The organism is Paenibacillus gyeongsangnamensis (assembly GCF_027533625.1).
GTDB lineage: Bacteria > Bacillota > Bacilli > Paenibacillales > NBRC-103111 > Paenibacillus_G > Paenibacillus_G gyeongsangnamensis.
Genome location: NZ_JAQAGZ010000037.1, coordinates 1 through 14,189, shown reverse-complemented (window position 1 = coordinate 14,189; position 14,189 = coordinate 1). Strand labels below are relative to the sequence as shown.

The following is a 14,189-nucleotide window of genomic DNA, read 5'->3' as shown; positions in this document are numbered from 1 at the left end:
CCCCTATCTTCCTCCTCCGCCTCATAACAGTCTATAGTCCGAATTTAACCGCTTCGATCCAGGATAAACGGCTACGCCGTCCTTGTCTTACAAGGACCAGCGCGTTTATCAAGGTTGATGCGAAGCTATAAGTTGCGAAAACTTATAAAGTCTTATCAACCGCGCAAAAGCCCGCAAGCCCCCGATCGCCCGGGCTTGCGGGCCTTACGCAATGTGCTTCAGTTAACTCCGTGTGCCGCCTATACCGCGTTCTGAGCGGCAGCTATTTCCTTTCGATCATTTGATCCCTCCGCGGCCCTACGGAGATGCGGCGAATCGGCACGCCGATCCGTTCTTCCAAGAAGAGGACATAGCGCCGGGCTTGCTCAGGCAGCTCGTCGAACTCGCGGATGCCGGACACGTCGCACTTCCAGCCCGGGAGCATCTCCAGCAGGGGAACGGCTTCATCCAGCTCCGCCGAGACGGGAAACGCCTCCGTTGCCGTACCGTTCAACAGATAGGCCGTGCACACCGGAATTTCATCCAAATAACCGAGCACGTCAAGATTGGTGAGCGCGGCCTCGGTAGCACCTTGAAGGCTGCATCCGTACCTCGCGGCTACCGCGTCGAACCAGCCCATCCGGCGGGGACGGCCCGTCGTGGCCCCGTATTCTCCGGCGTCTCCGCCTCTCTCCCTCAGCTTTGCTGCAGCATCGCCGTGAATTTCCGTAACGAACGGCCCCGCTCCGACGCAGCTGGAATAAGCCTTGACGACGGCGATGACGTTCCGGATGGCGTAAGGCGGAATGCCCGCACCGACGGGAGCGAACCCGGCCAATGTGGAGGCTGAGGTCGTAAAAGGATAAATCCCGTGATCCGGATCCCTCAGCGCTCCCAGCTGCCCTTCCAGCAGAATCGGCTGGCCGTCCGCAACCGCTTGCTGCAGCAGAGCCGACGTATCGCACACGAACGGTTTCAAGGCTTCCGCCTGCCCGAGCAGCTCATGAACCAGCTCTTCTTCCCGTAGTCCGGGCATACCGTACAGATGCTGAAGCAGCACGTTCTTTGTCTCAAGCGAAGCGCCGATCCTCTCCCTCAATCTTCGTTCATGAAATAAATCCGCTACCTGCACGCCCAGCTTCAAATATTTATCGGCATAGAAGGGCGCGATGCCGCTCCGGGTCGATCCGAACCTCCGTGCCCCGAGCCGCTCTTCTTCCAAGGCGTCAAACTGCTTATGGTACGGCATGACGACCTGGGCCCGGTCCGACACGCGAAGAACCGGTTCAGGAACGCCCCGGGCCAGCAGACTCTCCCGCTCGCGCAGGAAATCACCCGGGTGGAAGGCAACGCCCGGACCGATGACATTGACGACACCGGGATAAAACACACCCGACGGAAGCAAATGCAGCGCGAATTTCCCGTAATCGTTGATGATCGTATGCCCCGCGTTGCTGCCGCCCTGATACCTCACTACATATCGCGATTCCGCCGCCAGTGCGTCTGTCAGCTTCCCTTTGCCCTCGTCTCCCCAGTTTGCCCCTACTATCGCCGTTACCGTCATATTCCCTCTCCTTTACGATCCGTCTTGCTTTCAGTATAATCGGATCAATGGCATAAAAATAATTAATATTAATAATACCTGATATAAGGTGAGATAATATGCAACCGGGTAATTTAGAGGCATACCGGGTATTCTACGTCATCGCGAAGACGGGCAGTCTGACCAAAGCCGCAGAGGAGCTATACATTACGCAGCCCGCAGTAACCCAGTCGCTGAAGCAGCTGGAAGCAAGGCTCGGAGGGGCCTTATTTTTCCGTACCTCCAAGGGCGTCAAGCTGACGGCGGAAGGGGAGGTGCTGTTCAAATATATCGAGCAGGCGTACCAGTTTATCGTGAACGGAGAGCGCAAGCTTGCCGAGATGCATCAGTTCCTCAGCGGCGATATCAAGATCGGCGCCGGTGACACGCTGTGCAAGCATTTTTTGCTGCCCTATCTCAAGCGCTTCCATGAAGCTTATCCTAACATTAAAATCGGCGTCACCAACCGGACGACTCCCGAAACGGTGAAGCTGCTCAAGGAAGGCGCCATCGATCTCGGCATCGTGAATCTGCCCGTTCCACAGGACAAGCAGCTTCACGTGCGGGAAAGCCTGACAATCCGGGACGGCTTCGTGGCCGGCGCGAAATACGGCTTCCTTGCGGAGAAGCCGGTCTCCTTGGAGGAGCTCAGCGGCTATCCGCTCATTCTGCTGGAGAAGGGAAGCAGCAGCCGGGCCTACTTCGACGCCGTCGCCCTCGAACGCGGCGTGGCCGTTAAGCCCGAGATCGAGCTGGGCAGCCTGGACCTGCTCGTCGAATTTGCCCGGAACGGACTCGGCATCGCTTGCGTCATCCGAAGCTTTGTCGAGAACGAGCTTGCTTCTTCCGATCTGGTAGAGGTCCGGCTCGAGCCCCCGCTCCCGCCGCGCAGCATCGGGATCGTCACCTTGAAGGACGTCCCGCTGTCCGCTTCCTCCAAGAAATTTCTGGAGCTGCTCCCCTAGCCTCTCTCTGCCTCCGAGCAAGTGTAAAAAAGCCGCCCCCGCTGAAGCGGGAACGGCTTGATACCTCATTTTATCGATTCTCCATCTCGGCGCAGGCCAGGATGAAAGCCCCGACGCCCTTCTGATCGTTCGTAACAATAGGCTCGCTGATGTAATATTCGAACGTGCCGTCACGCTTCGTCTTGCCGCCGAGTCCGGCTACCGCGCATACCTTGTTCAGGTTCACAAGCCCCTCGGCCGTTACGGTAACGAACTCCCCGATGATGCCGTCGTACGTTTTCCTGGCGGTATCCTGCAGCGATGCAGGCAAGTAGCCCTTGCGAATGCCTTTGGCCAAGGCGTAGAGGATCATGCAGGAAGCGGAGGCCTCCAGGTAATTACCCTTGCGCTGCGGAAGATCCAACACTTGATACCATAAGCCTGTCGCAGGGTCCTGCACTTTCAGCAGCGCGTCGATGGTTTCATTCAGGATTCGGATGATCTGCGGGCGGTCCTTGTGCTCAGCCGGAATATAATCCAGCACGTCCACAAGCGCCATCACGAACCAGCCGACGGAGCGTCCCCAGAAGTTCTGCGAGAAGCCGGTTTCTTTGTCCGCCCAGTGCATCGACTTGGTCTCGTCCCAGGCGTGATACAGAAGACCGGTCTTCGCATCCTTCGTATGCTTCTCGCAGATCAAGAACTGCTTCGTCACATCGTCGAACTCGCTTGCTTCGCCGAATTCCCGAATGAACTCCGCATAGAACGGCGAGCCCATGTACAGCCCGTCCAACCAAATTTGATACGGATAAATTTGCTTGTGCCAGAACGCCCCTTCGCTCGTCCGAGGATGATTCCGGAGCTGCTCCCGCAGCAAGTACGCCGCTTTCTTATATCGCTCGTCCCCGGTTTCACGGTACAGCGGGAACAGCAGCTTGCCGTTGTTGACATGGTCGATATTGTACTCGGTCACGGAATACCGCTGAATGTTGCCGGTTTCGTCGACGAAGAAATCGAGATTTTTCTTGATATAGTCAACATATTTCCGGTCCCCGGTATGCTTCCATACGAGCTCCATCCCTTTATAGATGACCCCGTTGTCATATTCCCACTTTTCCTTAAACTCCGGCGTGCGCTTCATCACCGAGTCCGACATGCGGACAGCCCAATTTGACATGATCGTTCCCCCATTCGCTTGAACCATTGCCTTCTAATCATAACAACGGCGATGCGGAAGCAGCAATAATCCCAAGCTCATATGTTTGCGGACATCCGGAGGTGAGCTGCCGATTCGGCACGCGTCGATTACTTGGGGAATACTTCCTTTTCCAATGCTCCATGAAGTGATTTCCTATTAAATGTTGTTGTTTTTCCGTTATTTGTGTTGACTTTTGTGTGTTTTTGTTGCAAATTAGTATTAGACATCTGGAGAGGACGGAGTGCGCAATGTCTAATATAAAAGCTATCATTTTTGATCTGGACAATACTTTACTATGGGATGAAAAAAGTATTAACGAAGCGTTTCAAGCCACTTGCCGAATGGCCGCGGATAAGGCATCTCTCCAACCCGCCGTTTTGGAAAAAAACGTACGTGAAGCGGCTCAAGAGCTGTTCGCCTCCATGGAAATCTATGAATGGGCCAATATGATTGAAGTGACTTACTTGGAGGCGCTTTGGGGGCGGTTTAACTCCGGGCATCATCCCGCTTTTCACAAGCTGGAACAATGGGCTCCCGTTTATCAGAAGGAATCCTGGACCTGTGGATTGCAAAAGACGGGCATCGACGATCCGGCATTCGGACAACGGCTTGCCGAACGTTTTGCCGAAGAACGAAGAAATCACCCATTGGTATACGATGATACTTTCCATGTGTTGGACCATCTGCATAAGCAATACCCGCTCCTCCTTCTGACCAACGGAGCACCTGACCTGCAGCAAGAAAAAATCGACAGCATTCTCGGCTTGGCGGACTACTTCGATCATATTATCATTTCAGGTACGTTCGGCGCCGGAAAGCCGGCTCCTTCCATTTTTCAACATGCGATGGAGCTGCTTGGAATTTCTCCCGAGGAAGGAATGATGGTCGGCGACAATTTGGACACCGATATTAAGGGAGCCGGCGGAATCGGCATGCGAAGCGTTTGGATTAACCACGAAGGAAGAACCGCGCCTGCCGGTAATCTGCCTACTTATGAAATTGGGCGGCTCTCGGAACTGCTGGACATCTTGCAGCCTGCACTCCTGCAGCAAAAAAGGTTCGGATAGGGTTATCGCCCTACTCGAACCTTTATTTGTTGATAAGAATTTATAAGTTTTTCGCGGGCTTATAGCTTCGCATCAACCTTGATAAACGCGCTGGTCCTTGTAAGACAAGGACAGCGTAGCCGTTTATCCTGGATTATTCGCAAGTTATCCAATAAATGCCTTTTTTCTCAAGCAGATCTTTCCAATCCTTCGGATGCTCCTGATCCGACACTACAATGTCGACATCGTCCAGAGGTATGATCTGAGTAAACGCTTGTACCCCTATTTTGGATTGGTCTGCAAGAACAATGACTTCCCGCGCCGACTTCGCAAACAGCTTGGAAATATACGTTTCGTTCAAATCATAATCCGTCACGCCGCCCGCCAAGGATAGACCTCCGATGGACAAGTACGCCTTGTTCAGAAAAAATTGTCCCATCATTTGCTCGCAAAGCGGTCCCGTCATGGACTGCTGCTCCGGATTCAGTTGCCCTCAGAGCACAAATACTTTGCCTGTAAAGCGATTGTTATTTAATGCTTCGGAAAGGTACGAGGCGATCGGCAGCGAGTTGGTAAGGACAGTAATATTCCGTTTTCCGTGAATCGATTTGGCCAGTTCCATCATGGTAGTACCTACATCCAATGCGATGGTGTCGCCGTCCTCGATCAGCTGTGCCGCCCGTTCTCCGATTTTCTTTTTGGCGTCGGCATACAATTGGGTGCGCTGCTGAAAAGAAGGTTCCCCATGCTCGTATCCGGAACGCACTGCGCCTCCATATACCCTATGAAGTTTGCCCTCCGCCTCGAGCGCATCCAAGTCCCGGCGTATCGTTTCCGAGGAACCCCCCAGCTGTTCAGCCATCGGAAGCACCTTCACTTTACCTTCACGAAGCAGCGTTTGTAAAATGATATCTTTTCTTTCCTGAGCCAAGAGCGACAACCCAAACACCACCGTCAATTGAAATGGACATTAGTTTAGTATAGCGGATTTGGAATCGAATTCAAAGACAGCATGAGGCTCTAGTTGTGGACATCGGTAAACAAAAAATTATGAATCACTTGTGCGGCCTCCGCTCTTGTTGCCGTTCCTTCAGGTACAAAAACGCGATCCGCCCGACCGTTCAGCAAATGCAGCGCCGCTGCAGACAATACGGATTCTTTAGCCCAATCGCAAATTTGCCCTTGATCCGAGAATGTAACGTCATCATCGGATGCCGCCGCTTTATTTCCGAATTTGACTTTCTAAGCCCGCATCAGCATCGCGGCCATTTGCTCGCGTGTGATGACCGAATCCGGTCTAAACTCGCGGTCGTTGACTCCTTCTACGATTCCCGCTTTTAAAGCAGCTGTGACTTCGTTCGCATACTATTTATCCCATCGCAATTCACATCTTTATCAAGCGTAAAAAAAGAAAAACCATACAGCATGAGCGCCATATGGTTGTTACGGATAGGTATTGTGAAACTTCGTTCCGCACGGAATGACCGTTCCGTCGTTTACAGGAAGAGACCGTCGTAACGGCTCGAAAACGGCCGTTTTTGCCGATATTATAAGCTTTTCCACTTTGTTTGCCGAACACTGACTACCTTTGTCACCCTTGCAGGGGAAAGCAAACTCTCATCGAATACCTCTAGTAAAAGGAGTTGATCAAGGATGAAAATGTGGACCACGAAGGAAGCCGCTGAAGCTTTGAATGTCAGCCCCACCACGATCAAGCGTTGGGCGTCTCATTTTGTAGGACGCTTTACGAAGGATGAATGGGGGCACTATGTGTTCAGTGAGAACGACTTGGAGAAACTATCTTTCATCAAGAAGCAGCTGGATCAACGGCTTCAATTGAATCAAATCGAATTTGACGCGCAGGCAGCTTCCATGAAGCAAGCGGTCCTTGAAACGGCCGCAGCCTCCGCGGACGCCGCCGGCTTCCAGGCCGAGCAGCTCGCCGAATATTGCCATGAGATGAAGCGCCGATGCGACTCGCTGGAGTACAAGCTGTCGACGAAAGCCGACGAGGTCGTCTCCATTCAGCTGCTGGAGCACCGCAGGGAGCTCGACGACCTGACACGTTCGGTGAAGCTGTTGCTTCAGAACACGGAGAATTTGAACCAATCGATCAACCTGCTGCAGAAGCGCTCGGAAGCCTTCTTTTCCGTGCCGCAGACTGCCAAGAAGAAGACGCTTCTCGCCAGCCTCTTTCAGCTGTAAGCTGAATTCCTGTCGCCCGCCGTCCGTGTCCCCGTCCGTCCCTTTCCGTTCCTGTCTGAATCATACGCTGCGCCTGCAACCGCAAGCTTCGCACGGCTGACGCCGGGAGGACTTGCGGTTTGTTTGGCTTCGGACGGATTTGGGAATCTTCCGGACTTTCTGGTATCATTTGGCTTGGAGGGTTGATTAATGCGCTACGTAACCATAGAACATTGGGATGAAGCCTTATGGAAGTTAGCCGAGGTCATATATGAAGAGGCGTTTCCCGAGCATGGACGGAAGAAGCGGAGCTTGATTCGCTCCATGCTGGAACGGGGTCTCTGTTTTCTCCATGTCGCACTGGATGGAGAAAGTGCCGCAGCTATGGCAATCACCGGCCGGCTCGAACAGTTGAACGCGCTGCTCATCGATTACATCGCGGTGCGGGAAGCGCTTCGCGGCCAAGGGCTCGGGCAAGATTTCATGGCGCACCTCAGGCGATGGGCCAGTGAGGAAGAGCGCCTCGACGGCATCGTGATCGAGATTGAGGCGGAGCCAAGCCCGGAGAACCTGAAGCGTCTCCGTTTCTGGGAGAATTGCGGTTTCCGGCCGACCGCTTATGTGCACCGCTACATTTGGGTTCCGGAGCCATACCGCGCTCTAATCCTACCGCTGCGGCCGGAGATCCGGCTGCCGGAGGACGGAGAGACGCTGTTCCGATCCATTACCGCATTTCACAAGAGAGCCTACAGTGGAAAATAATATGGGTGCGCAATGTCGCCCAGAGAGGAGTACTGCCCATGGAAAATTTGGAAAGATTAGATCCGAAGCTGCTCGGGCAGCTGCGCCATTTCCGTCAAGAGCACGTGCTTCGCTTCTATGACGTCTTGCCCAAGGATTCAAGAGAGCGGCTGCTCGAGCAGCTGAAGAAGCTGGATTTCACCGCGATCGACGAGCTCTATCGTACTGCACGGCGGAAAGCCGCCGTTCCACGTCGGATATCCCCCCTTGCGGCCATCGACTGGGATGCCTACTCGAAGGAGGAGCAGGCGCAATTCGCCGAGACCGGCTGGGAGCTGCTGCGTCAAGGAAAGATCGGTGCGCTTGTGGTGGCCGGAGGTCAAGGAAGCCGGTTAGGCCATGACGGTCCCAAAGGAACCTATGATATCGGGCTGCCATCCGGCAAATCGCTGTTCCAGCTTCAGGCCGAGCGGCTGCTGCGATTGTCCCGGCTATCCGGGCGTTCCCTTCCCTGGTACATCATGACAAGTCCGGACAATCACCGGGAGACGGAGCGATTCTTCAAGAATTACGGCTATTTCGGGTATCCGGAGGACGAGGTCATCTTGTTCCAACAGGCTGATCTGCCTGCTTTGGATATGGAGGGCCGCCTGCTTCTGGCGGAGAAGGACGAGCTGAGGCTTGCCCCTAGCGGTAACGGAGAGGTCTTCACCTCTATGAAGCGGACCGGCGCATTGGACGATCTCAAGCGGCGCGGCATCCGGTGGCTGTTCTACTATAACGTCGACAACGCCCTGATCAAGATCGCCGATCCTCTCTTCCTCGGCGTAGTTGCCAGCTTCGGCCATCCGATCGCCACGAAGGCTGTGGACAAGGCATCCCCGGACGAGAAGGTCGGCACGCTGTGCCTGCAAGACGGCAGACCGGCCGTTGTGGAATACACGGACATTCCGGAGGAGTTGAAGTACGAAAGAGACGCCACAGGCAGGCTTGCCTATGGGCTTGGCAGCATCTCCATTCATCTGTTCCGGACTGATTTCATCGAACGCTACGCGGATACGCCGATTCCTTACCATGCCGCGCACAAAAAAATCAGCTTTTTCGACGACCAAGGAAGCCTCCACGCCCCCGCCCAGCCGAACGCCTACAAATTCGAGCGGTTTATATTCGATTATTTTCCACTGGCGGAAGCGATGACCGTACTGAAGATGAGAAGAGAGGACGAATTCGCGCCCGTCAAAAATAAAGAAGGCGAGGACAGCCCCGCCACCGCACGCCGCCTCGTACTGGAGCAGCATCGCCGCTGGCTGCTGCAAGCCGGTGTACCTTCCCGAGAGCTGGAAGGCCGCGAGGCAGAGATTTCACCGCTGCTCTCCTACGCCGGCGAAGGCTTGACGCCGGAGGCGCTCGGGCAGATGGGCCTGTCCCCGTAAGCGCAGCTTTGCGCTTACGGAAGCATTTTCCACAGAGTGCCTATGACTCTACAGTTGTGTCGGCGTCGGCAAATGAAGTCGGCCAGGTTGGACATAATCTCTATATTTATTCAATTTTATTTTGAATGCTTATATTCCTAAGCTCTCGTTTACCTTTTTTTGTATAAATAATTTGAATTATTATTAAAACAAGGTTTTTCTGAAGCAACGGCCGCTACATTTATAAACATCTCATTTTTTATAATCCTGAAAAAAACTGTAAAGGAATCCTCCGTATCACCACCATCAGGTAGCAAAATATAGCAGAGTAAATACGTACCATAGACAGAACTATTGACAAGTTTCATAGAATTTGAAATTTTATTTTTATTGCGATGAAATGAGCTATTAGAAAAATAAAAAAGAATTGCATGGAATATCATTGGTATCATAAATATAATTCGGATCCATCCAAGATTCATAAACCAAGATACACCAACAATTAAAATAAACAAAATAGACAAAATATTACCCATACCTAAATCACCCTTTGTAGTGGATTCCTTTAAGCTACGGCTTTCCAATCTTGGATAAAAAACTCCATTATTCTTCCAAATAGCTTAACGAAGCTGCCGATTGATCCCGCGGCAGCCTTGTCATAGTATTCTTGCGCCTTGTTCCTATTAATACACTTTGTTCCTTCCGCCACAAAAATCCCCCAAACCGCATTTTCGAGCATAAAATTCACCCATATTCTATTGTTTTAATCATTTTACCACATTCTGGATTATTTAAGATTAGTCATAACGAATCCCCATAAATTGTACAAATCGAAGATAATTTATATTTGTGATTTTAATCACATAACCAAACTTTAGTACATGGTACATTATAGGTGTAGAGAGGAAGTAAACATTGTAATCGAAAGGAAGATATAACATGAAAACACAAAAACGATCCCGATCTTGGCTGAAATAGATAAAGCTTATTTTTTAGCACACTATGTGAAAAAAATCACTAATAAAATTTTAGGAGATGATTATCATGTTAGGAAAATGGCTTAGAGAAAATAAATATGCAGCAGGTATCCTGCTTTTTGTACGGTTGTATTTTGGATATGAATGGCTCACTCACGGATGGCAAAAGTTAACCGGCGGATTTACTGCCGAAGGATTCTTAAATAACGCGGTCACTAAACCGGTGATCGACAAAGCAACCAATGAACTTGTTTATCCGACCTTCACCGCATTCATACAACTTTTTGCTCTGCCGAATGTTAAATTAATTAACTTCGTAATTCCGCTCGGCGAATTCTTAGTTGGTCTTGGTTTGATTCTCGGTGCTTTGACTACCGCTGCAGCTTTCTTCGGACTTCTCATGAACTTCATGTTCATGTTCGCGGGTACCGTAAACACGAACCCTTGGTTCATTCTTATCGGCGGGATCTTGTTCATGGCAGGTGCAAACACCGGCAGATTCGGTTTAGACTACTTCCTGATGCCGTACCTGCGCAAGCTGTTCACACATAAAAAAGACGACACTAACCGCACAGCAGGAACGGGTACAAATCACACGCCAGCACATGCCTAACCACAACAAAACATCCCAAAAAGGATCCGCAGTTGCGGATCCTTTTGTTTTAGATGGGTGGATATTTGCATACAAGTAGGTGTTGTATTCATATGCCCTTTATTGAGCTCTCGTTACCGGAGTTGAACGAGCTAACCGATTATCAATTTTCAATACACATTAAACAACCATACCAATATAATAAAAATCCATGCTTCTCACATTTCGGAAAGCCTTTGAAAAAAACAAGGTAGTTAAAGGTAGTTATTAGAAGTTCGATTCTATACAAGTTAATTTTCAAATAACTCCCCTGACCCCATCCTAATACACAGAACGTCAAGATCAATAACGAGTATTCTCATGGGCAACTTGCTCATTTTGGAGGGAGATTAAATAAAAGAACAAAAAAAGCAGCCCTATCGTGATAAATTTATATTTTTCATTAATAACGGAACTATGAAAGGGTTTTAGTTACATTGTCCTAGTCGGACACAAAAAAAGGCTCAGTCGTAAAGACTGGCCTCTCAGATCTTCTCTTTCAATATCGCTGAGGGAGTTTAGGATGGCTTCTATAATAATTAAATCTTGAACTTCTCCACAATCATATAGAGATCTTCTGCCATTTTAGATAAAGATTGGGCTGACGCAGAGATTTCTTCCATTGAAGCTAATTGTTCTTGAGAAGAAGCCGATACTTGTTGTGTTCCAGAGGCGGTTTCAGAGGCCACTTCTGAAATCTGTTGAATAGATCGAACGACCTGTTGAGTTCCTGCGGCCATTTGCTCTGAAGCGGCAGACACTTCGTAAATTTGACTAGCAACCTGTTCTACGGAGTATTTAATATCATTAAACGAAACACCAGCCGTTTGCACCACATCAAGACCAGATTTTACTTCTTTGGTCACCTGTTCCATAGCGATGATTGCATTGTCTATTTTCCCTTGAATCTGTTGAATTAACTCAAATATTTTTTGAGAGGATTGAGAGGATTGTTCAGCCAATTTACGAACTTCGCCAGCTACTACCGCAAAACCACGACCATGTTCCCCTGCGCGGGCGGCCTCAATCGCGGCATTTAAAGCTAATAAATTGGTTTGGGCTGAAATTCCTGTAATGACGTTCAGTATCTCTCCAATCTCCTTTGAACGTTCTCCAAGCTCTTTTACAACTTGAGCCAATCCATTGACCGTTTGATTAACAGAATTCATTTGGTTCACTACAATATCAATGGCTTTACCCCCATCCGAAGATTGAACAAGGGCTTGCTTTGCCATGTCCGCGACTTGTGTTGAACTTGCGGCAATTTGCCCAATACCTGCGGCCATTTCACTGATCGTTTTTGCACTCTCATCCACACTCCGTACTTGTTGGTCCGTCCCGGCAGCCATTTCTTGCATGGATTTGGCAATATGTTCAGTGGCCTTCGAGGTCTGATGAGCACTCGCGGTTAATACTTCGGATGAAGCGGCCACTTGTTCGGAGTTACTTGCAACTTGACGAATCACATCTTTTAAGTTAATTGTCATTGTATTTATATCGCGTGCCAAACGTCCAATTTCGTCTTTATTTCTGATTGTCATGGGCTCCATGGTTAAATCACCATTGGATATCTTTTCGACTTGTCCTGCCATGAGGATGATCGGTTTTGTGATGGAGTTGATAAAAAACCATACAATAACAGCTCCTAGTAAAATAGAAACTCCAAGGGTAATGAGAAGAATATATAGAACCTGATTCGCTCCTTTATTGAATTCACTTAGATAAGCACCGGCTCCAATAATCCAGCCCCAGTTTGGATCCAATTCTTCATATGCTATTTTAGTTTCTACTTTCTTTGTAAATGGGTTTTCCCACATATAGCTAAAAGATCCGCCACTACTTGTTCCTTTTTCAACCATCAGCTTACCAAGCATAATTCCATCTTTGGTTTTTACATTCGTCAGATCTTGCCCTTCATTTGACGGGTTCATCACAGATATTGCATTTTTATTGATCGCAAAAACATAACCACTTTTACCGACTATATAACGTGGATTAATGGGGCGCTTATTATCAGATCCCTTCTTACCAAGGATTTCTTGGCGAACTCTTTCTTGAGCTTCTTCAAGCGTTAAATGTCCCGACTTAACTTCTTTGTCCATGGTATTGATCATTCCAATTGTCATTTGGACACTGTTTTTCAATTGCGCTTCACCCGATTGGCTTAATTGCTGTTTTGAAATTTGGTATCCTACAATACCAATAGTAAGAGATGGAACAGCCAATATAAGAAAGCAAATGAAAATAAATTTAGTACGTAATGAACTCAAACGAAAAAATTTCAATGATATCCGCTCCAATTTCTTTTAATTTATTATGGAAAATTTCACTGTTGAAGATTTTTTTGTGGCCCTTCCTAATCTTCCTTCTAAATTGACAAGGTATTAAAGTAAATAATGTTAATCGGGCTATATAAAAATGATCTCACCTCTTCATTTTTGCTAAGTCGTACTTTTTAGTAGTCTTGATTTGAGAACCTATGTAACTTGTCGTATTATGTAATAAAATGACGAACTATGCATAATTATAACAATGGATTATTTATTTTATTGTAAATATATCGTAAAAATTAGTTGCAGTTTCAGATAGTAGATATTTTGTTTCATTAATTTGCCCGAAACGAGGTATATCTTGATCGTTCCTTATGCACCAAAAACCTTAATTTACGGTACTTAGACTGCGATTTTGTTATTCAAGTAAACTGCCCGGTACTTCAGCGCTTCGTTAATGTCTAAAACTTCATTATCATCAAACAAATATAACAAAAAGAAGCTGGATCATTGATCTCAGCTTCTTCATTCTTGCGTCTTATCCGAAAGGAGAATTAAACATGTTGCAGGCAATACTTCATTCAATTTTCTTTCCAATATGGATACAATTTTTTAATACGAATATTATCCGGTAAACAAGTTTACTTCTTTTTTCAATTTTAACGCAATAAAGAATATTATTGCCCAAGAAAAATCAAAGTATACATAGACCCTAAATTATCGCTGATTTTTCAACTAACGTACTCCGTTAGCGTAAGAACATTGTTTTCAAACATCCATCGCCTTATGGTGCTACAAGATGTCAAGACAGTTTTTTTAGATTTTTAAGGTGTGAAATCTTGCACAATGTTTGTTGTAATTGCCCCGAAGGGGCAAGCAGTTAATCGATCAGTGATGGAAATATTGAAAGATATTACCACTGAAGAAGATGTTCATAGGTTGAGGACGTAGCCCAAGCGAAGGCGCGGGAGAAAGGCTTTCTCTTTTGTCATTCACATGTGGATAATAGAATAACGTCACGGTTATACACAGCAGCCGGCGTATGGTTTTGCAGAGACTGATGCGGCAGATAGTGATTGTGCAGATGAATGTAGCTATCCACACCATGCCTCGTCTCGCGCGGACTGTTGTAATCGTTGATATAGATCTCATTGTATTTCAGGCTGCGCCAGAAACGCTCAATGACGATGTTATCCTTGGCACGACCCTTGCCGTCCATGCTGAT

The 14,189-nt window shown here is 48.5% G+C and carries 11 protein-coding genes and 3 pseudogenes; 6 read left to right on the top strand and 8 right to left on the bottom strand.

Annotation, left to right across the window (positions count from 1 at the left end; translation table 11 throughout):
* Positions 1–262 precede the first annotated feature (262 nt).
* Positions 263–1,543 carry an adenylosuccinate synthase gene (locus O9H85_RS34635; RefSeq protein ID WP_269885924.1) on the bottom strand — a complete coding sequence of 427 codons (1,281 nt, stop codon included), beginning with the start codon at positions 1,541–1,543 and terminating at the stop codon, positions 263–265.
* Positions 1,544–1,641: 98 nt separating this feature from the next.
* On the opposite strand from O9H85_RS34635, the gene O9H85_RS34630 reads away from it, so the two are divergent.
* Positions 1,642–2,526: a LysR family transcriptional regulator gene (locus O9H85_RS34630; protein WP_269885923.1), complete on the top strand. Its 885-nt coding sequence runs from the start codon at positions 1,642–1,644 to the stop codon at positions 2,524–2,526.
* A gap of 70 nt (positions 2,527–2,596) precedes the next feature.
* Here O9H85_RS34630 and O9H85_RS34625 read toward each other — a convergent pair whose 3' ends face one another.
* Positions 2,597–3,682 (bottom strand): glycoside hydrolase family 88/105 protein, encoded by a 1,086-nt coding sequence (locus O9H85_RS34625; protein WP_269885922.1) that lies wholly within the window; start codon positions 3,680–3,682, stop codon positions 2,597–2,599.
* Positions 3,683–3,951: 269 nt separating this feature from the next.
* Between O9H85_RS34625 and O9H85_RS34620 the strand changes: the two genes are divergently transcribed.
* The gene (locus O9H85_RS34620; protein WP_269885921.1) at positions 3,952–4,770 is read left to right on the top strand and encodes an HAD family hydrolase; all 819 of its coding nucleotides are present in this window, start codon (positions 3,952–3,954) and stop codon (positions 4,768–4,770) included.
* A gap of 133 nt (positions 4,771–4,903) precedes the next feature.
* Here the strand turns inward: O9H85_RS34620 and O9H85_RS34615 are convergent.
* The 3 pseudogenes from O9H85_RS34615 to O9H85_RS38100 all read right to left on the bottom strand — a co-directional run.
* Positions 4,904–5,680 (bottom strand): annotated as a pseudogene (locus O9H85_RS34615) (DeoR/GlpR family DNA-binding transcription regulator).
* A gap of 89 nt (positions 5,681–5,769) precedes the next feature.
* Positions 5,770–5,934: pseudogene (locus tag O9H85_RS38105) on the bottom strand (S-layer homology domain-containing protein); the annotation flags it as partial.
* A 57-nt stretch (positions 5,935–5,991) separates the two neighbouring features.
* Positions 5,992–6,102 (bottom strand): annotated as a pseudogene (locus tag O9H85_RS38100) (S-layer homology domain-containing protein); the annotation flags it as partial.
* 300 nt (positions 6,103–6,402) lie between these two features.
* On the opposite strand from O9H85_RS38100, the gene O9H85_RS34610 reads away from it, so the two are divergent.
* From O9H85_RS34610 to O9H85_RS34600, 3 genes are all read left to right on the top strand, one after another.
* Positions 6,403–6,954 carry a MerR family transcriptional regulator gene (locus O9H85_RS34610; protein WP_269885920.1) on the top strand — a complete coding sequence of 184 codons (552 nt, stop codon included), beginning with the start codon at positions 6,403–6,405 and terminating at the stop codon, positions 6,952–6,954.
* Positions 6,955–7,143: 189 nt separating this feature from the next.
* The gene (locus O9H85_RS34605) at positions 7,144–7,695 is read left to right on the top strand and encodes a GNAT family N-acetyltransferase (RefSeq protein WP_269885919.1); all 552 of its coding nucleotides are present in this window, start codon (positions 7,144–7,146) and stop codon (positions 7,693–7,695) included.
* Between the two features lie 38 nt (positions 7,696–7,733).
* Entirely contained in the window at positions 7,734–9,107 is a 1,374-nt protein-coding gene (locus O9H85_RS34600; protein WP_269885918.1) for a UDPGP type 1 family protein, read from the top strand.
* Between the two features lie 149 nt (positions 9,108–9,256).
* Here the strand turns inward: O9H85_RS34600 and O9H85_RS34595 are convergent, their stop codons facing one another.
* Complete coding sequence (locus O9H85_RS34595; protein WP_269885917.1) at positions 9,257–9,670, bottom strand: hypothetical protein; 414 nt, start codon at positions 9,668–9,670, stop codon at positions 9,257–9,259.
* 460 nt (positions 9,671–10,130) lie between these two features.
* Between O9H85_RS34595 and O9H85_RS34590 the strand changes: the two genes are divergently transcribed.
* Positions 10,131–10,676, top strand: coding sequence for a DoxX family protein (locus O9H85_RS34590; protein WP_269885916.1), 546 nt, complete (start codon positions 10,131–10,133; stop codon positions 10,674–10,676).
* Between the two features lie 557 nt (positions 10,677–11,233).
* Here the strand turns inward: O9H85_RS34590 and O9H85_RS34585 are convergent.
* Both O9H85_RS34585 and O9H85_RS34580 read right to left on the bottom strand, forming a co-directional pair.
* Entirely contained in the window at positions 11,234–12,979 is a 1,746-nt protein-coding gene (locus O9H85_RS34585; protein ID WP_269885915.1) for a methyl-accepting chemotaxis protein, read from the bottom strand.
* Between the two features lie 973 nt (positions 12,980–13,952).
* Positions 13,953–14,189: integrase core domain-containing protein (locus O9H85_RS34580; protein ID WP_409348252.1), on the bottom strand; the 237-nt coding region annotated here is incomplete at its 5' end.

Excerpts from the sequence above, each read along its gene's own strand:
- O9H85_RS34620 (WP_269885921.1), top strand. The coding sequence starts at position 3,952 with ATGTCTAATATAAAAGCTATCATTTTTGATCTGGACAATACTTTACTA.
- O9H85_RS34610 (WP_269885920.1), top strand. The coding sequence starts at position 6,403 with ATGAAAATGTGGACCACGAAGGAAGCCGCTGAAGCTTTGAATGTCAGC.
- O9H85_RS34635 (WP_269885924.1), bottom strand. The coding sequence starts at position 1,543 with ATGACGGTAACGGCGATAGTAGGGGCAAACTGGGGAGACGAGGGCAAA.
- O9H85_RS34590 (WP_269885916.1), top strand. The coding sequence starts at position 10,131 with ATGTTAGGAAAATGGCTTAGAGAAAATAAATATGCAGCAGGTATCCTG.
- O9H85_RS34625 (WP_269885922.1), bottom strand. The coding sequence starts at position 3,682 with ATGTCAAATTGGGCTGTCCGCATGTCGGACTCGGTGATGAAGCGCACG.
- O9H85_RS34630 (WP_269885923.1), top strand. The coding sequence starts at position 1,642 with ATGCAACCGGGTAATTTAGAGGCATACCGGGTATTCTACGTCATCGCG.
- O9H85_RS34600 (WP_269885918.1), top strand. The coding sequence starts at position 7,734 with ATGGAAAATTTGGAAAGATTAGATCCGAAGCTGCTCGGGCAGCTGCGC.
- O9H85_RS34605 (WP_269885919.1), top strand. The coding sequence starts at position 7,144 with ATGCGCTACGTAACCATAGAACATTGGGATGAAGCCTTATGGAAGTTA.